Origin of the sequence: Nonomuraea cavernae, assembly GCF_040655715.1 — a bacterium.
GTDB classification, from domain to species: domain Bacteria; phylum Actinomycetota; class Actinomycetes; order Streptosporangiales; family Streptosporangiaceae; genus Nonomuraea; species Nonomuraea cavernae_A.
In genome coordinates, this window is sequence record NZ_JBFAKL010000005.1 from 232,682 (window position 1) to 255,975 (window position 23,294).

Annotated in this window: 20 protein-coding genes; 9 read left to right on the forward strand and 11 right to left on the reverse strand. The window is 71.1% G+C overall.

The genetic code is table 11. The features are described from left to right. Positions 1-28 precede the first annotated feature (28 nt). The gene (mfd, locus tag AB0I38_RS09720) at positions 29-3,517 is read right to left on the reverse strand and encodes a transcription-repair coupling factor (protein ID WP_358464780.1); all 3,489 of its coding nucleotides are present in this window, start codon (positions 3,515-3,517) and stop codon (positions 29-31) included. Positions 3,518-3,795: 278 nt separating this feature from the next. Between mfd and AB0I38_RS09725 the strand changes: the two genes are divergently transcribed. Next, complete coding sequence (locus tag AB0I38_RS09725; RefSeq protein WP_358464783.1) at positions 3,796-4,512, forward strand: class I SAM-dependent methyltransferase; 717 nt, start codon at positions 3,796-3,798, stop codon at positions 4,510-4,512. Positions 4,513-4,558: 46 nt separating this feature from the next. Further along, positions 4,559-5,809: an adenylyl-sulfate kinase gene (gene cysC / locus AB0I38_RS09730; protein ID WP_358464786.1), complete on the forward strand. Its 1,251-nt coding sequence runs from the start codon at positions 4,559-4,561 to the stop codon at positions 5,807-5,809. Between the two features lie 10 nt (positions 5,810-5,819). On the opposite strand, the gene AB0I38_RS09735 is transcribed toward cysC, so the two are convergent. Next, on the reverse strand, positions 5,820-6,875 hold the full coding sequence (locus AB0I38_RS09735) for a glycoside hydrolase family 26 protein (RefSeq protein WP_358464788.1): 1,056 nt from the start codon (positions 6,873-6,875) through the stop codon (positions 5,820-5,822). A gap of 330 nt (positions 6,876-7,205) precedes the next feature. Between AB0I38_RS09735 and AB0I38_RS09740 the strand changes: the two genes are divergently transcribed. Genes AB0I38_RS09740 through AB0I38_RS09765 form a run of 6 tightly spaced genes read left to right on the forward strand, consistent with a single transcriptional unit; the run spans position 7,206 to position 13,665 of the window. Further along, a complete protein-coding gene (locus AB0I38_RS09740; RefSeq protein ID WP_358464791.1) occupies positions 7,206-8,516 on the forward strand; it encodes a Wzz/FepE/Etk N-terminal domain-containing protein in 1,311 nt (436 codons plus the stop codon). Further along, positions 8,513-9,781 carry an O-antigen ligase family protein gene (locus AB0I38_RS09745; RefSeq protein ID WP_358464794.1) on the forward strand — a complete coding sequence of 423 codons (1,269 nt, stop codon included), beginning with the start codon at positions 8,513-8,515 and terminating at the stop codon, positions 9,779-9,781. Before AB0I38_RS09740 ends, AB0I38_RS09745 begins: the two co-directional genes overlap by 4 nt. Next, positions 9,778-10,677 carry a hypothetical protein gene (locus AB0I38_RS09750; RefSeq protein WP_358464796.1) on the forward strand — a complete coding sequence of 300 codons (900 nt, stop codon included), beginning with the start codon at positions 9,778-9,780 and terminating at the stop codon, positions 10,675-10,677. The genes AB0I38_RS09745 and AB0I38_RS09750 overlap by 4 nt, the downstream gene beginning before the upstream one ends. Continuing rightward, on the forward strand, positions 10,674-11,528 hold the full coding sequence (locus tag AB0I38_RS09755) for a sulfotransferase family protein (protein WP_358464799.1): 855 nt from the start codon (positions 10,674-10,676) through the stop codon (positions 11,526-11,528). The genes AB0I38_RS09750 and AB0I38_RS09755 overlap by 4 nt, the downstream gene beginning before the upstream one ends. After that, complete coding sequence (locus AB0I38_RS09760) at positions 11,516-12,772, forward strand: lipopolysaccharide biosynthesis protein (RefSeq protein ID WP_358464802.1); 1,257 nt, start codon at positions 11,516-11,518, stop codon at positions 12,770-12,772. Before AB0I38_RS09755 ends, AB0I38_RS09760 begins: the two co-directional genes overlap by 13 nt. Continuing rightward, the gene (locus tag AB0I38_RS09765) at positions 12,769-13,665 is read left to right on the forward strand and encodes a sulfotransferase (protein ID WP_358464805.1); all 897 of its coding nucleotides are present in this window, start codon (positions 12,769-12,771) and stop codon (positions 13,663-13,665) included. Before AB0I38_RS09760 ends, AB0I38_RS09765 begins: the two co-directional genes overlap by 4 nt. A gap of 33 nt (positions 13,666-13,698) precedes the next feature. On the opposite strand, the gene AB0I38_RS09770 is transcribed toward AB0I38_RS09765, so the two are convergent. Continuing rightward, positions 13,699-14,493, reverse strand: a complete 795-nt coding sequence (locus tag AB0I38_RS09770; protein WP_358464808.1) for an MBL fold metallo-hydrolase — start codon at positions 14,491-14,493, stop codon at positions 13,699-13,701. Positions 14,494-14,565: 72 nt separating this feature from the next. Here AB0I38_RS09770 and AB0I38_RS09775 point away from each other — a divergent pair, with 72 nt between their 5' ends. Beyond that, the gene (locus AB0I38_RS09775; RefSeq protein ID WP_358464811.1) at positions 14,566-15,159 is read left to right on the forward strand and encodes a TetR/AcrR family transcriptional regulator; all 594 of its coding nucleotides are present in this window, start codon (positions 14,566-14,568) and stop codon (positions 15,157-15,159) included. 17 nt (positions 15,160-15,176) lie between these two features. Here the strand turns inward: AB0I38_RS09775 and AB0I38_RS09780 are convergent, their stop codons facing one another. The 8 genes from AB0I38_RS09780 to pth all read right to left on the reverse strand — a co-directional run bounded on the left by AB0I38_RS09780 (position 15,177) and on the right by pth (position 23,208). Further along, positions 15,177-16,073: a WecB/TagA/CpsF family glycosyltransferase gene (locus AB0I38_RS09780; RefSeq protein ID WP_358464814.1), complete on the reverse strand. Its 897-nt coding sequence runs from the start codon at positions 16,071-16,073 to the stop codon at positions 15,177-15,179. Next, positions 16,070-17,038 carry a glycosyltransferase family 2 protein gene (locus AB0I38_RS09785; protein WP_358464817.1) on the reverse strand — a complete coding sequence of 323 codons (969 nt, stop codon included), beginning with the start codon at positions 17,036-17,038 and terminating at the stop codon, positions 16,070-16,072. The genes AB0I38_RS09780 and AB0I38_RS09785 overlap by 4 nt, the downstream gene beginning before the upstream one ends. A gap of 23 nt (positions 17,039-17,061) precedes the next feature. Then, positions 17,062-17,958, reverse strand: coding sequence for a sulfotransferase family protein (locus AB0I38_RS09790; RefSeq protein ID WP_358464820.1), 897 nt, complete (start codon positions 17,956-17,958; stop codon positions 17,062-17,064). A 149-nt stretch (positions 17,959-18,107) separates the two neighbouring features. Beyond that, positions 18,108-19,370 carry a sulfate adenylyltransferase subunit CysN gene (gene cysN / locus AB0I38_RS09795; RefSeq protein WP_358464823.1) on the reverse strand — a complete coding sequence of 421 codons (1,263 nt, stop codon included), beginning with the start codon at positions 19,368-19,370 and terminating at the stop codon, positions 18,108-18,110. A 4-nt stretch (positions 19,371-19,374) separates the two neighbouring features. Beyond that, positions 19,375-20,289 (reverse strand): sulfate adenylyltransferase subunit CysD, encoded by a 915-nt coding sequence (cysD, locus tag AB0I38_RS09800; RefSeq protein ID WP_358464826.1) that lies wholly within the window; start codon positions 20,287-20,289, stop codon positions 19,375-19,377. Positions 20,290-20,308: 19 nt separating this feature from the next. After that, a complete protein-coding gene (locus AB0I38_RS09805; RefSeq protein WP_358464829.1) occupies positions 20,309-21,073 on the reverse strand; it encodes a 3'(2'),5'-bisphosphate nucleotidase CysQ in 765 nt (254 codons plus the stop codon). Next, complete coding sequence (locus AB0I38_RS09810) at positions 21,073-22,512, reverse strand: sugar transferase (RefSeq protein WP_358465157.1); 1,440 nt, start codon at positions 22,510-22,512, stop codon at positions 21,073-21,075. The genes AB0I38_RS09805 and AB0I38_RS09810 overlap by 1 nt, the downstream gene beginning before the upstream one ends. A 111-nt stretch (positions 22,513-22,623) precedes the next feature. Next, positions 22,624-23,208 carry an aminoacyl-tRNA hydrolase gene (gene pth, locus AB0I38_RS09815; RefSeq protein ID WP_358464833.1) on the reverse strand — a complete coding sequence of 195 codons (585 nt, stop codon included), beginning with the start codon at positions 23,206-23,208 and terminating at the stop codon, positions 22,624-22,626. Between the last annotated feature and the right edge of the window lie 86 nt (positions 23,209-23,294).

Sequence of the window (23,294 nt, forward strand, 5' to 3'; positions counted from 1 at the left end):
ATGCATCCCTTTCCGACAAAAACCGCCGCTAGCTTACCCGTGCTGGTTCCAGGAACATCGCCTCGACCAGGTCGCCGCACCATGTGAGCAACTCGAGGTCGCGCAGCGGCTGCCCGCCCAGCGGCTTGGTCTTGGGCACCGGCACGAGCAGCGTCTCCGCGGCCTGCTTGTAGATGGCCTTCTTGTAGAGCCGGTCGAGGCGTACCTGCTGCGACTCCTTGAGCCTGACCGGGCCGAACTTGATGTTCTGGCCCTGCAGGGTGACGTCGGTGAGCCCGGCCCGGCGGGCCTCGATGCGGAACCTCGCCACCTCCAGCAGGTTTTCCACCTCGACCGGCGGCTTGCCGTAGCGGTCGGTGAGCTCGTCGCGCACCTCGTCGATGTGGACGCGGGCCGAGATGGCGGCGATCCGCCTGTATGCCTCCAGCCGCAGCCGCTCGGAGGTGACGTAGTCGTGCGGAATGTGCGCGTTGATCGGCAGCTCGACCTTGACGTCGAGTTGCTCCTCGGGCGCCTCCTCGCCGGACAGCTTGGCCTTCTGCTCCTGCACGGCCTCGGCCATGAGCCGGACGTAGAGGTCGAAGCCGACGCCCGCGATGAAGCCCGACTGCTCGGCGCCCAGCACGTTGCCGGCGCCGCGGATCTCCAGGTCCTTCATCGCGACGTACATGCCCGCGCCCATCTCGGTGTGCTGCGCGATCGTCGCCAGCCGCTCGTGCGCGGTCTCGGTGAGCGGCTTCTCCGGCGGATAGAGGAAGTAGGCGTAGCCCCGCTCCCGGCCGCGCCCGACCCGGCCCCTGAGCTGGTGGAGCTGGGACAGTCCGTAGTTGTCGGCCCGGTCGACGATCAGTGTGTTGGCGTTGGGCACGTCGAGCCCCGACTCCACGATCGTGGTGCAGACCAGCAGGTCGTACTCACGCTCCCAGAAGCCGACCATGATCTTTTCGAGCTGCTGCTCGTTCATCTGCCCGTGGGCCACCGCGATGCGGGCCTCCGGCACCAGCTCCCGCAGCCGCGCGGCCACCCGGTTGATCGAGGCCACCCGGTTGTGCACGAAGAAGACCTGGCCGTCGCGCATCAGCTCGCGCCGGATCGCGGCCCCGATCTGCTTCTCGTCGTACGGCCCCACGAAGGTGAGGATCGGATGGCGCTCCTCCGGCGGCGTGAGGATGGTCGACATCTCCCGGATGCCGGTGAGGCCCATCTCCAGGGTGCGCGGGATCGGCGTGGCCGACATGGCCAGCACGTCGACCTGGGTGCGCAGGTGCTTCATGGCCTCCTTGTGCTCGACGCCGAAGCGCTGCTCCTCGTCGATCACGATCAGGCCGAGGTCCTTGAACCGCACCTCGGGGCTGAGCAGCCGGTGCGTGCCGATGACCACGTCCACGGCGCCGGCGCGCAGCCCTTCGAGCGTGCCCTTGACCTCGGCGTCGGTCTGGAAGCGCGAGACCGGCTTGAGCGTCACCGGGAAGCTGGAGAAGCGCTCGGTGAACGTCGACATGTGCTGCTGCACCAGCAGTGTGGTCGGCACCAGCACGGCCACCTGCTTGCCGTCCTGCACGGCCTTGAACGCCGCCCGCACGGCGATCTCGGTCTTGCCGTAGCCGACGTCGCCGCAGATCAGCCGGTCCATCGGGACACCGCGCTCCATGTCGCGCTTGACCTCGTCGATGGCCTCCAGCTGGTCGCCGGTCTCGGCGTAGGGGAAGGCGTCCTCCATCTCGCGCTGCCATGGCGAGTCGGCGCCGAAGGCGTGGCCGGGCGAGGCCATGCGGGCCGAGTAGAGCCGGATCAGCTCACCGGCGATCTCCTTGACCGCCTTCTTGGCCCGGGACTTGGCCTTGGCCCAGTCGGCGCCGCCCATCCGGTTGAGCGTGGGGGCCTCGCCGCCCACGTAGCGGGTCACCTCGTCGAGCTGGTCGGTGGGCACGTAGAGGCGGTCGCCCTTGGCGTACTCGATGACCAGGTATTCGCGCGTGGCGCCCTGGACGGTGCGCTGGACCATCTCGACGTAGCGGCCGACGCCGTGCTGCTCGTGCACCACGTGGTCGCCGAGTTTGAGCTGCAGCGGGTCGACCATGTTGCGGCGGCGGGAGGGCAGGCGGCGCATGTCCTTGGTGGACGCCTTCTGGCCCACGAGGTCGAGATGGGTGAGCACGGCCAGGTCGGGGGTGACGAAGCCGTGCTCGATCAGGCCGGTGGTGACGTGGACGACCTGCCCCTCAGGCGCCTTGTCCAGATATTTCTCAAGACGGGCGGGAATGTCCACGCTCTTGAGGACCTCGACCATGCGCTCGGCCGGGCCGTGCCCCTCGCTCAGCAGCACGACGGCCTTGCCGTCCGCGAGCCAGCCCCTGACGTCGCCGAGCGCCCTCCTGGTGTCTCCCCGGTACGCCTCGGAGTCGTGGGCGTCGAGCTCGACCCCCGTGCCGAACGGCGCCATCGTCCACCACGGCTGCCCCAGCACACCGGCGTGGTCGCGGATCTCGTCGAGCCCGCGGAAGGCCGCCGCGCCGAGGTCGATCGGCGCCTCGCCGCCCGCCGCCGCGTTGATCCACGACGCCTCCAGGAACTCCTGGGACGTACGCACCAGCTCCTCGGCCCGGCCCCTGATCCGCTCGGGATCGCACACGAACACCGCGGCCCTGGCGGGCAGGTGGTCGAGCAGCAGGTCCATCTCACCCGCCAGCACGGGCGCGAACGCCTCCATGCCCTCCACCGGCGCGCCCTCGGCCAGTTGGTCGAGCACCTCGGCCAGCGCCGGGTAGCGCCCGGCCAGCTCGCGCGCCGCCGCCCGTACCTCGGGCGTCAGCAGCAACTCACGGCAGGGCGGCGCGAACAGCCCGTCCTCGGCCGCCTCCAGCGAACGCTGGTCGGCCACCTTGAACCAGCGGATCTCCTCGACGGTGTCGCCCCAGAACTCCAGCCGCAGCGGGTGCTCCTCGGTGGGCGGGAAGACGTCGAGCAGCCCGCCGCGCACCGCGACCTCGCCACGCTTCTCCACCATGTCGACCCGGTGATAGCCGTTGCCCACCAGGTCGTCCACGACGGTTTCGAGGTCGGCGTCGTCGCCCGCCCTCAGCCGGATCGGCTCCAGGTCGCCGAGACCCTTCACGATCGGCTGCAGCAGCGCGCGCACCGGAGCCACGACCACGCTGAGCGGCCCGGCCGCCGAGTCGCCCTTGACCGGGTGGGCGAGCCGGCGCAGCACGGCCAGCCGCTGGCCCACGGTGTCGCTGCGCGGCGAGAGCCGCTCGTGCGGCAATGTCTCCCAGGCCGGGAAGACCGCCACGGAACTCGGCTCGATGAGGCTGGTCAGAGCGGAGGCCAGGTCTTCGGCCTCACGGCCGGTCGCGGTCACCGCGAGCACGGTGCGCTGGTCGTGCCCGGTCAGCGCGGCCACGCCGAACGGGCGCAACGCGGAGGGCGCCACCAGCGAGACGTCGCCGCCCTCTTCGAGCGCGGCGGTCAGTTTCGGGTCGGCGGCAACAAGGTCAAGTAGCCCGGAAAGACTCATCAGATACGCCCACAGCCCCACGACGGCAACACGATTACCCCCGGCCGGGACAGGTCGCGGGGGTGTAGTTCTCCAGGGTACTGGCCGCCTCGGCCCGCACGACCGCGTACCCCGCCACAGAAGGCCAACGAACCGTCAGAACCAGCCGAGCGGCCATCCGCTGTCGCCCGCCGCGTCGAGGTCGGCCTTGCCCGCGTACACGCGGTCGTCCACGGTCCCGGAACGCTGACAGGGGGAAATCCCTCACTAATCGTGATAGCTCGACTACTCTAAGCGACATGTCTGAAGTGCGGTCGGTCGCGCCTGAAGGCGGCCTCTTCGATCAACGGATCCGCGAGCACTGGGCCGGTCAACTCGGCAGGCGGCTCGACCTGCTGATCGCCGGATGCGCGCACGACGAGCCGCTGGCCCTCGACCGGATCGAGACCCGGCTCACCGGGGTCGACGAGGATCTGCCGGTGATCAGGAGCGTGGTCGAGGAACGAGCCGACCTGGTCACCTGGTCGCTGGGCGACCTGCGGTCCGCGCCGGTGCCGCCCAGGTCGGTGGACGTGATCCAGCTGTCGTTCCTGCTCGAACGCATCCACCACGCGGAGCTGGTCTTCGACCGGCTGCTCCAGGCGCTGCGGCCCGGCGGGCTGGTGCTGCTGCGGATGCGCGACCGCAAGTCGGCCTACGGCCTGTGCGACCGCCTCACGCCGGGGTGGCTGCGTCGTGCGCTCTGGCGCCACCTGGTGGCGGACGGCACGCCCGGCCCGCTGCCCGCCGTCTACGAGCCACTGACCTCGTACGACGGCATCCACGCCTTCTGCCTCAGCCGCGGCCTGCAGATCACCGACGACGAGACCAGGACCAGCGGCCCCGCGCTGGGCCGCCTCGGCCGCACGGCCGTCACGCTGGCCGACCGGCTGAGCCGCGGCCGTCACCCCTCGTCACACGACGAGATCACCATGGTCATCAGGAAGCCGCAGAACCACTTCGCACGTCTCATCTAGTGACACACTATGACGGTCACGTAGCCGGAGCACTTGGGATCTGAACGTGGAGCACACCCCCGACGCGTACGAGCTGGCCGATCTCGAGCTGCTGCTGTCCGGAGCGTTCCAGCCCCTTTCGGGGTTCCTGGGCCACGACGACCTGCACACGGTCACCGAGCGCGGCACCCTCGCCGACGGCACCCCCTGGCCGGCGCCGGTCACGCTGCGTCTGCCCACCGACGTCTCCCCCGGCTCTCCCGGCTCTCCGGGTTCCCCGGGCTCCCCCGGCGACGAGGTCACGCTGCTCGACCCCGAGGGCGTGCCGCTCGCCGTCCTCACCGTGACCGAGCACGAGCCCGACGGGCTGACCGCCGGTCCGGTCCGCGGCCTGGGCGCGCCGGAGCACGGCCCGTTCGCCCGGCTCCACCGCACCCCAGCCCAGGTGCGCGAGGCCCTCGGCGGGCGCCCGGCGCTGGTCGTGACGATGCGCGGGCCGCTCGACGACCTCACCGAGATCACCGCCACCGCCAAGGAGCTCGACGCGGTGATCGTGCTGCTCCCCCTCTCGTACGGCGAGCCGGGCCCGTCGGTGGTCAGGGCGGCGCTGCGGGCCAGAGACCACCTGCCCGAGGGCACCCTCGTCGTCCCGGTGCCGCTCGCGCCGCGCGAGGAGCCCGAGATCGACCTGGAGCTGCGCGAGCACGTCGCCACCGCCTACGGCGCGACCGAGCACCTGGCCGGCCCCGAGCCGGTGCGCATCCCCGGCCCGCCGCACCGGCGCGGCCTCGTGGTGTTCTTCACCGGCCTGTCCGGCTCGGGCAAGTCCACCGTCGCCCGCGGCCTGCGTGACGCGCTGCTGGAGCTGGGCACCCGCACGGTCACCTACCTCGACGGCGACGTGGTGCGCGCCCTGCTGTCCAAGGGCCTGACGTTCTCCAAGGCCGACCGCGACCTCAACATCCGGCGCATCGGCTTCGTCGCCGCCGAGGCGGCCCGCCACGGCGGCCTGGCCATCTGCGCGCCCATCGCCCCCTACGAGGCCACCCGCGCGGAGGTGCGCGAGCTGGTCGAGTCGGTCGGCGCCGACTTCCTGCTCGTGCACGTCTCCACCCCGCTGGAGGAGTGCGAGCGCCGCGACCGCAAGGGCCTGTACGCCAAGGCCCGCGCCGGGCTCATCCCCGAGTTCACCGGCGTCTCCGACCCCTACGAGGAGCCGGACGACGCCGGCCTGGTCATCGACACCACCCACCTGTCGATCGAGGCGGCGGTCTCCCAGGTGCTGGGCGCGTTGCGGGCCGGCGGCTGGGTGCGCTGACCGGCGAGGGTCAGGGCAGCGGCACCCGGGTCGAGCGGAAGTGCGGGTCGCGCGCGAGCGTGGTGAACGCCCTGCCGGTCGTCGGCTCGGTGTCGAAACTGGTGTTGCCGCGCGGCGCCTGGGGTGAGTCGAAGTAGATCAGGGCCTTGATCTGCGGATAATTGCGGATCTGGGTGCGTACGGAGTGGTAGAAGGCGCCCTTGGGCGAGCCGGCGTCCTCGAACACGCCCCACTCGGCCACCATGACCGGCTTTCCGGGAAAACGCAGTTGCATCCACCGGTAGAAGCCGGGCCAGCGCGGGAAGTCGGGCCGGGTCTTGTTGACCAGGCCGGCGAAGTCGCGCACGTCACTGTCGGCGTAGGGGTCCATCGCCACCCAGTCGACCACGTCGTCGCCCGGGTAGAGCTCCTCGAACCAGGCCTTGGCCGCCCAGTTGGGGGCGCCCATGTAGGTCATGACCGTGACCGCGTTCTTCACGCCCTTCTCGCGCAGCCGGAGCACGACGTGGCGGTACATGGCCGCGTAGTCGGCCGCCTGCATGCCCGACCCCTGTCCGGCGCGGACGTCGTTCTCGGGCTCGTGGTGGATGGTGAGGAAGAACCGCTCGGGAAACGTACGCCGGATGTAGGCGGCCAGCCGGTCGATCCGGTGATCGAGGGCTCCGCCGGCGATCTCCGCCCAGGTGTGATCGAACGACGGCTTCCAGTTGATCAGCAGCAGCCTCGGGCGGGCGGGGTCGCGGGCCAGCCGGATCTCCCGGTCGGTGGGGAACAACTCACTGGTGCGGTGATAGACGTGCACCACGTCGGCGTGCGTGCTCATGCGCTGCTCCGCGCTCCGGATGGCCTGGTCCACGGGCACGCCGGTGAAGATCTCGGGCGCCATGCCCCACCAGGCGCCGCAGGACGGGATGAGCTTGTCGGTGACCGTACAGGCGGCCTTGCCCTTCCTGGGCTTGGGGTCGACCGGGGACGCCACCCCCTCACGGGTGTCCGCTGTGCCCGAACACCCGGTCAGCCCAAGGCCCGCGACCAACACGGCGACCAGCCCTATCAGCAGAATCATGCCCTTTTTGTTGGACATAAACGAAATGTCTTTTAGCATCAGCACCCTCCGCCCCCTTTTCCCAGGACCCCCGCCCTGTCAATGCTGAACCATGCCACGCCGTTTCCATGACGTCAGCCGGTGTTGGTGTTCCGGCTGGTGACACCAGCTGCAATCCGACCCGAAATTTCGTCCGAATTCGCATTATCGGAGGGCGAATCCTAGGCGGGACCGGAGAAAATCTTCCGTAATAAGCTTGGGCGATATCTGCCCGGCCTATAGTGGGCGGGCGCCTCGACATGTGACGCTGAGTCGCCACACGATGACAACGCGCACACCCCTGGGAGCCTCATGAGCCTGTCGCCGGACTTCCCGGCCCACCGCTCCGGCACCGGTCTCGGCGAGCACTTCGCCCTGCTGCGCAGGCGCTGGCAGCACTTCCTGGGCTTCGTCCTGGCCGGCGGCCTGGCCGGCCTGGTCCTGCTGTGTGTCGTGCCGTCCGCCTACACCGCCACCACTCAGGTCCTGGTCACGGCGGTCGGTGCGCAGGAGCAGAGCAACCAGGTGACCGCCCGGCAGCGCGAGCCGCTCAACCTCGACACCGAGGCGCAGGTCGCGCAGTCGGCCGTGGTGACCGCCAAGGCCGCCGAGCTGCTGCGCACCATCACGCCCGAGCCGGTCGAGGTGACCGTGCCGCCCAACTCGGCGGTGCTGTCGATCTCCGTGACGGCCGCCGACCCGGCCACCGCGGCGGCCCAGTCGCAAGCCTATGCCGACGCCTACCTGGCGGTCCGCGCCGAGAGCGCGCAGGCGGCGATCACGCTCCAGCAGAAGGCCATGCTGGCCAAGCTCAAGCAGGTCAACACCGACCTCGACACCGTGGTCAGAGAGCTCCCCACGCTGCCCGCCGGCACCGCCGAGCACACCCTCGCCCAGCACCGGCAGAGCGTGCTCAACCGGCAGGCCTACAGCCTGACCACGAAGTACGACGCCCTCAAGACGCTCACCGTGTCCCCGGGCTCGATCCTCAGCCAGGCCGTCCCGCCGGAGCGCCCCAGCTCCCCCAGCCTGCCGCTCTATCTCGGCACCGGGCTGATGCTGGGGCTCCTTCTCGGCGCCGCGGGGGCCGCCCTGCGCGACCGGCTCGACACCCTGCTGCGCACCGCCGCCGACGTCGAGCGGCTGACCGGGCTGCCGGTCATCGCCGACCTGCCGCACCGCCCCGACCACGGCGCGCTGCACGACCTGGCCTCCACTGTGATCGCCGGCTGCCAGGGCAAGCGGCTCCTGGTCAGGGCGGTGCCCATCGGGTTCGCGGCCGCGGCCGTGGCCGGCCCGCTCGCCGACGCCACGCTGCTGACCGTGCTCGACGGCTCCGACGTGGGCGACCTGGCCAGGGCCGACGCCGCGGTGCTGGTCGTCGGGCTCGGCCGCGCCACCTCGGCGGACGTCAGGGCGGCGGTCCGCCCGCTGGCCAGGCAGCACGTGCCGATCATCGGCGTCCTCACCGCCGTCCGCGAGCCGGTGTTCCCTCCGACCGTGACCACCCGCTCCCACTCCTCCCTCGGCAAGCTCGTGGCCGGAGCCGAGCTCGATCCCGGCATCAACCCCGAGACCAGCCCCATGCAGGCGCTGCCGCATCCGCCGGGCACGCTGACGTGAGAGGCCCCGCCTGGCCCATCGCCGCGCTGCTCGTGGGCTATCCCGTGTGGTGGGGCCTGGGGTTCGGCGGGCTCGCGGTGATCGTGCTGGCGGTGCCGATGGCGGTCGTCCTCTGGCGGCGCAGGCCGATCAGGGTGCCGCGTGGGTTCGGGCTGTGGCTGCTGCTGCTGGCCGGCTACGGGCTGAGCGCGCTGATGCTGTCGGAGATGCCGCCCGACACCTACGGCGAGTTCGGGGCGGGCCGCGTCATCGGCTACCTGATGCGGCTCGCGCTCTACGTGTCGATGCTGGTCATGGTCCTCTACCTGGGCAACCTGAGCGAGCGCGAGCTGCCCCAGCTACGGCTGGTACGGATGCTCGGTGTGCTGTTCGTGACCACCGTGGCGGGCGGGCTGCTCGGGGTGTTCTTCCCGAGCTTCTCGTTCACCTCACCGCTGGAGCTGGTGCTGCCCGACTGGATCGGCGGCAACTCGTTCGTCCAGAACCTGATCCACCCCACCGCTGCGCAGACGCAGAAGGTGCTCGGCTACGCCTCCCCCCGCCCGGAAGCACCGTTCGAATGGGCCAACGCCTGGGGCAGCAACGTGTCGGTGCTGCTGATCTGGTTCGTCGTCGGCTGGTGGGCCCACGGGGGACGGCAGCGCAGGGCCGTGGCGGTCGTGCTCATGGGCCTGGCGGCCATCCCGATCGTCTACTCCCTCAACCGGGGGCTGTGGATCGGGCTCGGGCTGGGCGCCCTCTACCTGGTCGTCCGGGTGGGCGGCCGGACGAGGCTCGCGGTGTGCGCGGCGGCCGTGACGGGAGCCCTGGTGTTCGCGTTCAGCCCGCTCGCCGCGCTGGTCGCCCAGCGGCTGGACAGCCCCCACTCCAACGACATCAGGGCCTTCACCGTGTCGGCGACGATCAGCGCCGCCAGTCACTCTCCGCTGATCGGCTACGGCAACACCCGCAACGCGATGGGCAACCACCGCACGATCACCACGGGCAAGACGGCCTGGTGCGGCGGCTGCGGCCACCCGCCGCTGGGCAGCGACGGGCAGCTCTGGCTGCTGATGATCACCCAGGGCTTCGCCGGGGCGGCGCTGTACGTGGCGTTCTTCGTCGGCGCGATCCGCCGCCACTGGAACGACCGCAGCCCGGTCGGGCTCGCGGGAGTGCTGGTGATGGCCCTCGTACTGCTCTACATGTTCGTCTACGACGGGCTCGTCACGCCGCTCATCCTCTATCTCATCTCCTTCGCCCTTCTGTGGAGGAACCGTTCGTGAACGACGCGAAGATCCGGCTGCGCTATCTCGACGAGACCGTGCGGCTGCTCCATCCCGGCTCCGGCTCGCCCCGGGCCTACAGCGTGCTGCCGCACCGGCTGCTGCCGCGCCGCCTGGCGCCCCGCCGTTGGTGGCATCCCGGCCGCAAGGTCGTACTGGCCGCCGAGGGGTCGATCGCGGCCCACCTGAGCGAGGTCCTGGGCGCCCCGATCGAGACCGTGCTCCACGTACGCCCCGCCCGGCGGGCCAACCGCAAGCCGATCCTGGAGGCCTGGTCGGGTGGCGAGCGCCTGGCGTACGTGAAGATCGGCGACACCTCGCGGGCCCGCGAGCTGGTCGCGCACGAGGCCGCCGCGCTGCGGAGGCTGGCCGACCAGGCGCTCAAGACCGTCGTCGCGCCGGCCGTGCTGCACCACGGCCGCTGGCGCGATCTGGAGGTGCTGGCGCTGTCTCCGCTGCCGGTCAGGCGCGGCCGGGTCTCCGCCACGCTGCTCACCGACGCGGTGAGGGAGATCGCCGCGACCGGCGGCCCGGCGGGCGCCGCCTGGCATGGCGACCTGTCTCCGTGGAACATCTCCCCCTCCGCCGACGGCCGGCTGCTCGTCTGGGACTGGGAGCGCTACGCGGTCGGCGTGCCCTGCGGGTTCGACGCCCTGCACCACCTCTTCCAGCGCGCACTGCGCCGGATGGACCCGGCGACGGCCGCGCGCGCCTGCCTCGCGCAGTCCGTCGGCGTGCTCGCGCCGTTCGGGCTGTCGGCCGCGCAGGCCCGGCTGACCGCGCTGCACTACCTCATCGCGCTGGCCGACCGGCACGCCGCCGACGGCCACTCCCCGCTCGGCTCCCCGGACGTCTGGCTCAACCCGCTCCTCGACCACCAGGAGTTGCTCACGTGAAGGCCCTGAAGCAGTCGGTGCTGTCCGTCTCCCGGGCGGTGGGACGGTTCACGTCGGCCGCGCGACTCCTGCCGTCGTTCCTGATCGTGGGGGCGCAGCGGTGCGGCACCACCTCGCTCTACCGGGCGCTCGCGCAGCATCCGCTGCTGCTCAAGCCGGTGCTGCACAAGGGCGTCCACTACTTCGACGTCGGCTACTCCCGTCCGTTGTCCTGGTACCAGGCGCACTTCCAGCTGCGGATGAGCGCCGACCTGCTGACCAGCCGGTACGGTGCCCGGCCGCTGGCCTTCGAGTCGTCGCCCTACTACCTGTTCCATCCGCTGGCCGGTGAGCGCATCGCCGCCGACCTGCCCGGGGCGAAGCTGATCGTGCTGGTGCGCGACCCGGTCGAGCGGGCCTGCTCGGCCCATGCCCACGAGCTGGCCAGGGGGTTCGAGACCGAGTCGCACTTCGAGTACGCGGTCGAGCTGGAGGTCCAGCGGCTGACCGGAGCCGAGGAGAGCCTGCGGGCAGATCCCCACTCCGTCCACCACTCCCACCGCCACCACGCCTACCTGGCGCGCGGCCGCTACGCCGAGCAGCTCGACCGGCTGGAGCCGCTGTTCGGGCGCGAGCGGATCCTGGTCCTCGACAGCCACCGGTTCTTCGCCGAGCCCGAGCACGTCTACGACGAGGTGCTCGACTTCCTGGGGGTGCCGCGGCTGGGCTATCCGGAGTTCGAGCGGCACAACGGCCGGTCGCGGCCCAAGCCGCTGCCCGACTCGGTGCGGCAGGCGTTGAGCGACCATTTCGAGGTGTACGACACGCACCTGGTCCGCTGGCTGGGCGGTGACCCGTCGTGGCGTCGCTGACGGGGCTGGCGAGGGGCGGCGTCGCCGGGGTGACCGGGGCCACGACCAGCGCGCTGGCCCAGTTCCTGCTGGTCGTGGTGGTGACCCGGGCGTTCAGCGCCGAGCAGGCCGGCGCCTTCTTCACCGCCACGGCGCTGGCGCTGATGGCGGCCGGGGTGGCCAAGCTTGACGCGGGCAACGGTCTGGTGTACTTCATCGCCCGAGCCCAGGCGTCCGAATATCTCGGCATTTCCGGATATATCCGGGCGGCCCTCGTCCCCAGTGTGGCCGTGGCCCTGGCCGCGACCGTCGCCCTCCTCCCCCACCTCGGCCTCCTCGCCCTGGCGCTGCCCGCGATGGTCGCCGCCGACATCCTGCTGGCCGCCACCCGGGGATTCGGCGCCATGCGCCCCACCGTGCTGCTCGACGGCATGCTGCTGCCGGCCGGCCAGCTCCTGCTCGTGTCCGCCGCGGCCGTCGTCGCGGCACCCGGCTGGCTGCCCGTCGCGTGGGCACTGCCGTACCTTCCCGTGTTGCTGCTGGCCGCGGGCAGTCTGCGCGGCCGGGTGCCGCGCGCCCGCCACCTGGCCGGCACCGGCCGCGAGCTGTGGCGCTACACGGCTCCCCGGTCGGTGGCGGGCGCGATCCAGGCGGTGTTCCAGCGGCTGGACATCGTGATCGTCGCCCTGCTCGGCGGCCCGGCGCAGGCCGCCGTCTACACCGCGGCCACCCGCTTCAAGGTGGTCGGCCAGCTCGCCAACCAGGGTCTGGCGCAGGCCGTGCAACCGCGCCTGGTGCGCGCGCTGGCCGACGGCGAGCTGGCGCGCGCCCGCCAGCTCTACCAGGTCACGACCGTCTGGCTGGTGATGCTCACCTGGCCCGTCTGGCTTGGGTACGCCGCCCTGGCGCCGTGGCTGCTGCGCCTGCTCGGCTCGGAGTACGGCTCCGCGGCCCCGGTGGCCCTGGTGCTGGCCGCCACGATGATGGTCGCGACGGCCTGCGGAATGGTCGACGTCGTGCTCACCGCCGCCGGGCACACCACGGCCAGCCTGCTCAACCTCGTCGCGGCGACCGCCATCACGATCGCGCTCGACGTCGCGCTCATCCCGGCGCACGGCGCGCTCGGCGCGGCGCTGGGCTGGTCGGGCGGCATGCTGGCGAAGAACCTGCTGCCGCTCTGGCAGCTCCACCACCGCTACGGCCTGCGGCCCTTCGGCCGCCACAGCCTTGCCGCCCTGCGGATCCGCTCGTGGTCGGCGGCATGACCGGGCGTCCGCCGATCCTGGTGACGGGCCTGCCCCGGAGCGGCACGAGCTGGACGGGCAAGATGCTGGCGGCCGGTGGCGAGCTCGTCTACGTCAATGAGCCGCTCAACCCCCAGCACCCGCCCGGCCGCTGCCCCGGCGTGCTGCGGGCCGAGGTCACGCACCGGTTCCAGTACATCTGCGACGACAACTCCGCCACCTGGCTGCCCGCCTTCCGCGACACGACCGCGCTGCGCTACCGCTTCCTGCCCGAGCTCCGCGCCAACCGCTCGCCGTACGATCTCGCCCGCCTGCTCCGGTACGGCACCGCCTTCACCTGGGGCCGGGTGGCCGGGCGGCGGGCCCTGCTCGACGACCCGTTCGCGGTGCTGTCGGCCGGCTGGTTCGCCTCGCGGCTCGGCTGCCAGGTGATCGCCCTGGAACGTGACCCGGTGTCGTTCGTGGCCAGCTGGCAGCGGCTGGGCTGGACCGTCTACTTCCACGAGCTGCTCGAGCAGCCTCTGCTCGTCCGCGACCACCCCGAGCTGCTGGAGCTCCGCGCCCTCGTCGGCTCCCAGGACCACGTCGCCAAGGCCGCCGCGCTGTGGCGGGTGACGCACCGGATCCTGGCCCGCACCCCGGGCGTCCTGGTGACCACCTATGAGGGCCTGGCTGGTGACCCGGTGCCCGGCTTCCGGCGCCTGTACGACTACGCGGGCCTGACCTGGTCGGCCACCGTCGAGCGCCGGGTGAGCCGGGCGTGCGCCGGCGCCGGGACGGCCGAGCGAGGGTTCGTCTGGTCAGGCCTGTCACGCACCGCCTTTCGCCCGATGGACTCGCGCCGGGCCCTGGAAACAGCCGCCCGCGGCCTCACCCCCGCGCAGGTGTCACGGGTACGCGAGCTCACCACCTGATCGCCGCCGATGCTGACGCTGTGCGCCAAGGGCCTAGAGGGTGATGTCCTCGCCCTGTTTGAGGGCGGCGACCTCATAGGTCTCGGCCGAGGCCGCGTCCAGAAATCGGGAAAGCTCATCGGGCCGCGTGTCATAGAAGCCGTCGACCTGGAATCCGTCGTAGTGGATCGGCATCGCGATTTTCGCTCCCAGTAGGCGCGCGGCCACGGCCGCCTGGCCGGCGTCGAGCGAGGCCGGATAGGGGCTCGGGGGCTGACAGTGCGGGAAGCACACGATCGGCCCGTTGATCGGAGTGAGCACCGCGTCGAACGGCCCGAACCGGTGGGCGGCGCGCCACCAGTAGCCATGGAACATGCTGTCGCCCAGGTGTAGCACGCGCTTTCCGCCGGCTTCGATGGCCCAGGACACCTGCGGATCACCCAGAGTGTCGACGGCCGGAACGGCCGCGATCGTGAAGGGGCCGATCGTGACGGTTTCCCACAGCCCCATCGGCCTCCGGGACAGGTTCCATTCGTCGAGCTCGCGGTCGGCCTTGAGCGTCCACAGGTTCTCGTGGTCGTCGCCACCGAAGGACGCAGGATGCAACACCTGGCCATCGGGGCGGAGCGCTTCGGCCAGTGCCGCGGCATCGGTGTGGTCTCGATGCAGGTGCGTGCACAGCCCGGCGATCACGTCCCCCTCGGTACGCGGCCGGACGACCGTCGGCATAGGCGCCGACAACGGGGTGCCCTCCAACACTCCCTCCGGGCGACCGAGCAGGTCGATCACCACGCTGTGACCCTGCGCCTCCAGTTCCACCCCGGCCCAGCCCAGCCACCGAACACGCATCTCCCGGACTCCTTTAGCGTACGATCGTTCGTTGGCTGGTTAGCGTACGATCGTTTGCTAAACTCGTCAACCATGAGGAGATCCGCCGAGGCGGCCCAGCTGACCCGCGAACGAATCGTCGCCACCGGCGTGACGAAGGCCTCCACCGACGGCCTCTCCGCACTGACCATCGGCACCCTGGCCGAAGCTCTCGGCATGAGCAAGGCGGGCGTCGTCGGCCCCTTCGGCTCCCGCGCCGGACTGCAGTTCGCCGTTCTGACCAAGGCAACCGAGATGTTCATCGCCGCCGTCGTTGCGCCGAGCATGAAGGTGGATTCGGGTCTGCCGCGCCTGCGCGTGTTGATCGATCTGTGGTGCGGCTACCTGGACAGCAGCCCGTTCCCCAACGGCTGCTTCATCACCGCCGCGTCCTGTGAGCTGGATGGCCGACCAGGCGAGTTGCGGAGCTTTCTGCTCGCCACTGTGACCCGATGGCGGGCCTTCCTGCGCGAGCAGATCGTGATCGCGCAGGAAGCGGGCGACATCACCACGATGCTGGACGCGGACGATCTCGTGACGGCCCTGACAGGGATCGCGATGTCGGCCAACCAGGAGATTCAGCTACTCGCCGACGCCACCGCACCGGCGCGCGCACGGCGTCTCATGCTGGCCGCCATCACCCGATGAACGCAGTGACTCGCGGCCTACAGCCGACGCCGCCGGGCCCCGCGAAGCCACTCGGCCAGGCAGCCGCCGAGCAGCCGCAGCGCGAACGGCAGGTCGTCCACCAGATAGCGGCGGGCCAGCCGCCCCGGCTCACTCAACAGCCGGAACGACCACTCCAGCCCTGAACGCCGCATCCAGCCGGGCGCTCTGGGCACCGCTCCGGAGGCGAACGCGATGGCCGACCCACAGCCCACGAACCACGCCCCGGGCAGCCGCTCACGCAACCGCGCGACCAGGAGATCCTGCCGGGGGAAGCCGAGCCCGACGAACACCAGTCCGGGCCTGGCCGCCACGACCCTGCGCAGCACGCGCTCGCGGCCAGGACCGGTCTGGTCGAAGGAGTAGGGCGGCGACTCGACCCCGCAGACCTGCAGCCGCGGATAGCAGCCGGTGAGCTCGCGAGCCGCGGCGACGGCGACGCCGGGCGGCCCGCCCAGCAGGTAGATCGGCCAGCCCTGGCGGGCGGCCAGCTTGCTGAGCGACCAGATCAGGTCGGCTCCGGTGACGCGCTCGGGCAGCGGGGTGCCCAGCAGCCGTGCGGCCCACACGAGCGGCATGCCGTCAGCCACGACCAGGTCGGCGGAGTCGACCAGCTCCCTCAGTGCGGGGTCGCGGGCGGCCGACCGGCAGATGTCCACGTTCGGCGTGACGATCCGGCCACCACGCCCGGCCTCCAACTCGGCGGCGACCCACTCGACCACCTGAGACTCGGTCAGCGGATCGACCATGATGCCGGCGACGGCCACCCGTGCCACCGCCAGGGCCGGCGGCACTACTGGCGGGGCCGACGGCGTTTCGGCGGCGGCGAGTGGTGACCGGGCGGACACGGGCGGCGGGTCGGCGGACGTCGGCGCGATCCGTGGTGAGCTGGTCAAATGCCGTGCCCCCGGTCGTGCAGCAGGGCGAGGACGGCGGGCGCGGAAACGAGCCCGGTCGCCACGGCGAGCGCGAGCGGCACGCGCGGCTCGCCGGCGCGGGCGGTGAAGGCGCGCACCGCCCACCGCCCGGCCTGCCTCCGGTGGCCGAGCGCGGCGTGGTGGAAGGCGAGCTGGCCGTAGACCCGGGCCGCGCCGCGCGGGTCGGCTGCCAGCTCGGGGTGCCGGGCGAGCATCCACTCCAGCCCGGCGATGCGGTCGGCCCAGCGGGTGACGTAGTGGGAAGCCCCCCAGCGGACCCGGACAAGTGGACGGTCGACGTTGGCGATCGGCCGCCGTTTGGCGGCGCGCAGGGCGAGGTCCCAGTCTTCGTTCTGGCCGCCGGGGGCGCTCTCGGCCACCCAGTGGGCGCCGCGCCGGAACAGGAACGTGGACGCGTGCACCATCACCATGCGGGAGCGGACCAGGTCGTCGCGAGTGACCGTGCTCGTCCCGGCCAGTCGCGGCACCCGTCGGCGGCCGTACTCGACCTCGATGCCGCAGCTGGCGAACTCGGCGTCGCCGCTCTCCAGCACGGCGACCTGAGCGGCGAGCTTGCCCGGCAGCCACAGGTCGTCGTCGTCGCAGAACGCGACCAGCTCGGTGTCGCAGGCGGCGATGCCGGTGTTGCGGGCGCCCGGCAGACCGGGGGTGAGGGTGTTGGGCAGGACGCGGATCCGGCCGGACTCCAGCCCGGCGACCGACACCTCCAGCCCGGACTCCTGCCCGGCGGCCGAGCCGGCCTCCTTACCGGACACCTGCCCGGCCACCTGGGCGGCGACCGCCTCGGGAGCGACGCCGTCGGCCACGACGACCACGGAGGTCTCGCCGGGGTGGTCCTGGCTCGATGCCGCCAGGACGGCGGCGCGGAGCTGCTCGGGCCGGTCTCCCCGGGTGGGGATGACCACGCCGACAGATGGTCGCATCGTCTTTCTTCCTGATCGAGAGGTCACACCGCGATCCCGCGGTAGCCGTAGCGGGCTCTGAGCGGCCAGGTGAGCGCGGCGACCAGGCGACGGGGCCCGGAGCGCCAGGTGTCGTCCAGGGCCAGCTCGACCCGGCCCACTGTGAAGCGCATCGGGTTGCCGGAGGCGGTGTGGGCGGTGGTGAGGTGGGCGGTCGTGCCGGTGATGAACGACAGCTCGGTCCGCAGGCCCAGGCGCTCCGCCAGAGACGCCAGCGTGTCGCGCGGAGCGGCCAGCAGGTCCTCGTAGCGGACCCGGGTCACCTGGACCCCGCGGCGGGCGAGCAGGTCGAGGGCGAGGTTCTGGGCCGTCCAGTGGAGCGCGGTGCGGCCGGAGCCCCAGCGGGCCATCGGCCGGCCGTCCTCGGGCCGTGCCACGGTCCTGCGCCACGAGTGGGCGACGGCCCGCGGGTCGCGCACCACCTGGACGACGTGCAGATCGGAGCCGTCCGCCGCCAGGCAGTGGGCCAGGGAGGCGTGCTTGCTGGAATCGATCACCAGCCGGGCATCGGCCACCTCGGCCGCGGCGTCGTAGACGCGGCGGTAGGCCTGGACGTATTCGGCCAGATCGGGGTGGTCGATGCGGAGCACCCTGCGGGTGCGGTCGACCCGCTGCCGCAGGGTCAGCATCCGCTCGGCCAGCGAGCCGGTCCACCCTCCGAAGGCCCGCTCGCCGACCTTGCGCCAGAACGGGCAGTCGGGGAACGGCTCACCGCAGCCGCACGGCTCGCCGGCCAGCACGCCACGGGCCCACAGATGGGCCACCTCGCCGAGGGGAGCCACCCCGGGCAGCTCACCGAGCAACCGTTCGAGCAGGGTGCTGCCGCTGCGGCCGAGGCCGCCCAGGAAGACCACCCGCGTGGCGGTCGAAGGGTCGATCACAGATGACGCCTCAAGAAGATGAACACGGAACGTGGAGACTCTAGCGCGGAGAGTAATCATGCGATTCGTGAACGGTCTAAGGATCTACCTGGCGACAGGCGGAAACGCCGACGGCCCCCGGCGAGGCGGGGGCCGTCAGGGTGAACGAATCAGCGGACGTCGGTGATCATGCCCGCGCCGACCGTGCCGTTCGTGGCCTCGTCGACGAGGATGAAGCCGCCGGTGAGCCGGTTGCGCGCGTAATCGTCCACGAACAGCGGCTGGGTGATCCGGAGCGACACCCGGCCGATCTCGTTGAGGCCCAGCGAGGTGGCCTCCTCGTCACGGTGCAGCGTGTTGACGTCGAGGCGGTAATGGAGCTCACGCACCAGTGCGCGGGCCGTACGGGTGGTGTGCTTGATGGTGAGCTTGGTGCGCGGGGCCAGCTTGACGCTGTCGGCCATCCAGCAGACCATCGCCTCCAGCTCCTGGGCCACCTGCGGCTGGTTGTTGGGGCGGGCGATCATGTCGCCCCGGGAGATGTCGATGTCGTCCTCGAAGCGCAGGGTGACCGACATCGGGGGGAACGCCTCCTCCACCGGCCCGTCGAAGGTGTCGATCGAGGCGATCCTGGTGGCCAGGCCCGAGGGGAGGTGGACCACCTCGTCGCCGGGCTTCAGCACCCCGCCCGCGACCTGGCCGGCGTAGCCGCGGTAGTCGTGGAAGGCGTGGTCGGTCGCCTTCTGCGGGCGGATCACGTACTGGACCGGGAAGCGCACGTCGACCAGGTTGCGGTCGGAGGCGATGTGCACGTTCTCCAGGTGGTGGAGCAGCGAGGAGCCGTTGTACCAGGGCATGTTCTCGGAGCGGGACACCACGTTGTCGCCGTTGAGCGCGGACAACGGGATGAACGTCAGATCGCTGATGTTGAGCTTGGAGGCGAAGGCGGTGAACTCCTCGCGGATCTCCTCGAAACGTTCCTGGGAGTAGTCGACCAGGTCCATCTTGTTGACCGCGAGCACCAGGTGCGGGACGCGGAGCAGCGAGGTCAGGAAGGCGTGGCGGCGCGACTGCTCCAGCACGCCCTTGCGCGCGTCGATGAGGATGATCGCCAGGTCGGCCGTGGAGGCGCCGGTGACCATGTTGCGGGTGTACTGGATGTGCCCCGGCGTGTCGGCGATGATGAACTTGCGGCGCGGCGTGGCGAAGTAGCGGTAGGCCACGTCGATCGTGATGCCCTGCTCACGCTCGGCCCGCAGGCCGTCGGTGAGCAGCGACAGGTCGGTGTATTCGGTGCCGCGGTCGCGCGAGGTGCGCTCGACCGCCTCCAGTTGGTCCTCGAAGATCGCCTTGGAGTCGAAGAGCAGGCGCCCGATCAGCGTGGACTTGCCGTCGTCGACGCTTCCCGCCGTGGCGAAACGCAGAATGTCCATCGGTTTAGAAGTAACCTTCCCGCTTGCGATCCTCCATGGCGGCCTCCGAGGCGCGGTCGTCGGCCCTGGTGGCCCCGCGCTCGGTGATCCGGGTGGCCGCGATCTCCTCGATGATCTCCTCCACCGTGGCGGCCGTGGACTGCACGGCGCCAGTGCAGGTCATGTCGCCCACCGTGCGATAGCGCACCACCGCCTCGATGAGCGGCTCGTCGTCACCGCGGTGGACGACGTCGGCGTCGGGCAGCAGCATGCCGTCGCGCTCGAAGACCTTGCGGGTGTGGGCGAAGTAGATCGACGGGATCTCAATGCCCTCGCGCCGGATGTAGTCCCACACGTCGAGCTCGGTCCAGTTGGACAGTGGGAAGACCCGGATGTGCTCGCCCTTGCGGATCCGGGCGTTGTAGAGGTTCCACAGCTCGGGGCGTTGGTTCTTGGGATCCCACTGGCCGAAGTCGTCGCGGAAGGAGAACACCCGCTCCTTGGCCCGGGCCTTCTCCTCGTCGCGCCGGGCGCCGCCGAAGACGGCGTCGAACTCGTGGTCCTCGATCGCGTCGAGCAGCGTGGTGGTCTGCAGCCGGTTGCGCGAGGCGCGTCGCCCGGTGTCCTCGACCACTCGCCCGGCGTCGATCGAGGCCTGTACGCTCGCCACGATCAGCCGCGTGCCCAGCTCCTGGACGCGCCGGTCGCGGAACTCGATGACCTCGTCGAAGTTGTGCCCGGTGTCGACGTGCATCAGCGGGAAGGGGATGGGTGCCGGCCAGAAGGCCTTCTCCGCGATGCGGAGCATGACGATGGAGTCCTTGCCGCCGGAGAAGAGCAGACACGGACGCTCGAACTCCGCGGCCACTTCGCGCATGATGTGAATGGCTTCGGCTTCGAGCACGTCGAGCTGCGACGTCGTGTAGTCGCGCTGGAGCATGAGAGCTTCCTCCGGCGTTCTAGCGGTGCAGGTCCCGAATCCCGGCGAGCAAGGTTGACGCCAAGTCAGGTAGGGAAACCAGGATATCGGGTAGGGACGGGTCTGCTTGGTTGTAGGTCAGCGGTGAGCCGTCGATTCGGCTGGCGTGAGCCCCTGCCGCCTGCGCGACGGCCACCGGAGCGGCCGAATCCCACTCGTACTGGCCTCCGGCGTGCACGTACGCCTCGACCTCGCCGGTCAGCACGGCCGAGATCTTGGCGCCCGCCGACCCGATCGGCACCAGATCGGCGCCCACGAGGACGGCGAGCCGCTGCACGAACTCGGGCGGCCGGGTGCGGCTCACCGCGATGCGAAACCTGCCCCCCTCGAACGCGGGCAGCTTGGGCGGCTCGGCCGTGGTGAGGGTGCGTCCCTGCGCGGGCAGCGCCACCGCTCCGGCGGCCAGCCCGCCCTGCTCCCAGAGCGCCACGTGGACGGCCCAGTCGGCCCTGCCCTCCTCGGCGAACTCGCGGGTGCCGTCGAGCGGGTCGACGATCCACACGCGGGAGGCGGCGAGCCTGCGCGGATCCAGCCGCTCCTCGCGGGTGGCCTCCTCGGACAGGACGCTGTCGCTCGGCCGCAGCCGCGCGAGCGACTCCATCAGCAGGACGTGGGAGGCGCGGTCGCCCTCGGCTCGCAGCGCGGAGGGGTCACCGAAGCCGTCACGCTCACGGATGCCCAGCAACAGCTCACCGGCTTCTGTCGCCAGGTCGGCGGCGAGAACGTGATCGTCGCGCGTCATCATCAATATGCTCCTTGCCCGCGGGCGACAGCCGACCAAGTCTTCCACAGGATCTGGAGGTCGAGCGTGAGGGACCAGTTTTCAACGTAACGCAGGTCGAGACGTACGGATTCCTCCCAGGACAGGTCGGATCTGCCACTGACCTGCCAGAGCCCGGTGAGCCCCGGCCGCACCAGCAGTCGCCGGCGCACGTCGTCGCCGTAGCGGGCGACCTCCTCGGGCAGCGGCGGGCGCGGCCCGACCAGGGACATGTGCCCGCAGACCACGTTGATCAGCTGGGGCAGCTCGTCGAGGGAGTGGCGCCGCAGCAGCGCGCCGAAGGCCGTCACCCGCGGATCGTCCCGGATCTTGAACAGCACGCCGTCCCCCTCGTTGACCAGGGCGAACTTCTGGTACTCGGCGCCGAGTCGCATGGTGCGGAACTTCACGATCGTGAACGGCCGGCCGTCCTTGCCCACCCTGGTCTGCCGGAACAGCGCGGGCCCCGGGCTGGTGGCACGCACAGCGGCGACGATCACGAGCAGCACCGGGGCCAGCGCGACCAGCAGCGCGGCGGCGACCAGCCGGTCGAAGACGTTCTTGACCAGTTGCCTGGCGCCGGCCAGCTCGGGATGCTCGACGTGCAGCAGGGGCAGCCCGGCGGCGGGCCTGATCGTGGTGCGCGGCCCCGCCACCTCCATCAGGGCCGGGGCCACGACCAGCTCGGTGTGCGTGCGCTCAAGCCGCCAGGCGAGCCGGCGCAGCGCCACGCCGTCCATCTCGGGGCAGGCGAGCACGGCCACGGTGTCGGCGTCGAGCTGGTCGACGACGATCGGCACGTCGCTGAAGTCGCCGGCGACCGGCACGCCGGCGACCAGGTCGCCCGGCACGTCGCGCGGCAGGCAGGCCGCGACGATCTCCATGCCGTGGTGGCGCTCCTTGCGGAAGAGCTCCACGAGCTCGCCGATCGAGGTGGCGTGACCTACCGCCACCACCTTGCGCATGCAGGCCCCGCGCGCCCGGCGCCGGTGCAGCGAGCGGCGCAGCGCGTAGCGGAAGACCAGGGTGAGGAGTGTCACCAGCGGCAGGGCGAGCACGACGTAGCCGCGGGCGATGTCGGTCTTGGTCAGGTAGGAGCCGATGGCCATCGCGGCGGTCAGCGCGACGCCGCACTGCAGGACGCGGCGGAACTCCTCCGAGCCGATGCCGATCATGCGGGGCTCGTAGGCCCGGTTGAGCGCCACCGCGCACACCCACACCAGCGGCATCGCCGCGCTCACCAGGATGTACGGCGTGACGTAGGGGGTGATCTCACCGAACCGCCCGAAGAAGGCGGCGCTGGCCCCGGCGGCACCGCCGAGGAAGTCGACCACCACGGCCCGCGCACGGTAGGCGCGCACCCAGCCGGGCAGGCGCGGACTGACCCGCCAGGAAGCGTCAGGATCGAAACTGACGACGGTCATCAGCCCTTCGCCGTCGCTCAACGCGCCTCCACGTGACCATCGGATAGCAGACAGTCACCAGATGGTAGCGGTATGCGACCACCGAGGAAGCCGAACGGCCGTATGCGATGATCAGCGAGGAGGGCCGGAAATCTTGAGATCCGCCCGATGAAACTCGTTCTGCGTGACTTCGAGCCCGCGTTCCATCAACGACTCGACCACGTCGGCCGCGCGGTCGACCAGGAACGGCAGATCCTTGCGCTCGGCGGTGCCGAAGTCCTTCAGCACGTAGGCGGCGGGGTCCATGCGGCCGGGCGGACGGCCGATGCCGAAGCGGACGCGCAGGTAGTCGCGGGTGCCGAGAACCTTGGTGATCGACTTGAGGCCGTTGTGGCCGTTGTCGCCGCCGCCGAGCTTGGCCCGCAGCGCGCCGTAGGGGACGTCGAGCTCGTCGTGCACCACGATCAGCCGGTCGGGGGCGAGCTTGTAGAAGTCGGACAGCGCCTTGACGGGGCCGCCGGACAGGTTCATGTAGGTCAGTGGCTTGGCCAGCACCGCGGCGCGGGTCTCCAGCACCTCGGCCCGGCTCTTGTGCGCCTTGAACCGCCCACCGGCCCTGGTGGCCAGCTCATCGAGGGTCATGAATCCGGCGTTGTGCCGGTTGCCGGCGTATTCGGCACCCGGGTTGCCCAGTCCGACGATCAACCAGCGGTCCATGTTTCCCCTCAGCGACCCTTGGCGAGCCTCCAGTGACCCTCAAGCGAAACGGGACAGCCGATCGGATCGGCTGCCCCGTCGCCCAG

Coding starts and splice junctions, on each gene's coding strand:
- mfd (WP_358464780.1), bottom strand. CDS start 3,517: ATGAGTCTTTCCGGGCTACTTGACCTTGTTGCCGCCGACCCGAAACTG.
- AB0I38_RS09725 (WP_358464783.1), top strand. CDS start 3,796: ATGTCTGAAGTGCGGTCGGTCGCGCCTGAAGGCGGCCTCTTCGATCAA.
- AB0I38_RS09735 (WP_358464788.1), bottom strand. CDS start 6,875: ATGATTCTGCTGATAGGGCTGGTCGCCGTGTTGGTCGCGGGCCTTGGG.
- AB0I38_RS09740 (WP_358464791.1), top strand. CDS start 7,206: ATGAGCCTGTCGCCGGACTTCCCGGCCCACCGCTCCGGCACCGGTCTC.
- AB0I38_RS09765 (WP_358464805.1), top strand. CDS start 12,769: ATGACCGGGCGTCCGCCGATCCTGGTGACGGGCCTGCCCCGGAGCGGC.
- AB0I38_RS09770 (WP_358464808.1), bottom strand. CDS start 14,493: ATGCGTGTTCGGTGGCTGGGCTGGGCCGGGGTGGAACTGGAGGCGCAG.
- AB0I38_RS09775 (WP_358464811.1), top strand. CDS start 14,566: ATGAGGAGATCCGCCGAGGCGGCCCAGCTGACCCGCGAACGAATCGTC.
- AB0I38_RS09785 (WP_358464817.1), bottom strand. CDS start 17,038: ATGCGACCATCTGTCGGCGTGGTCATCCCCACCCGGGGAGACCGGCCC.
- cysN (WP_358464823.1), bottom strand. CDS start 19,370: ATGGACATTCTGCGTTTCGCCACGGCGGGAAGCGTCGACGACGGCAAG.
- cysD (WP_358464826.1), bottom strand. CDS start 20,289: ATGCTCCAGCGCGACTACACGACGTCGCAGCTCGACGTGCTCGAAGCC.
- AB0I38_RS09805 (WP_358464829.1), bottom strand. CDS start 21,073: ATGATGACGCGCGACGATCACGTTCTCGCCGCCGACCTGGCGACAGAA.
- AB0I38_RS09810 (WP_358465157.1), bottom strand. CDS start 22,512: ATGACCGTCGTCAGTTTCGATCCTGACGCTTCCTGGCGGGTCAGTCCG.
- pth (WP_358464833.1), bottom strand. CDS start 23,208: ATGGACCGCTGGTTGATCGTCGGACTGGGCAACCCGGGTGCCGAATAC.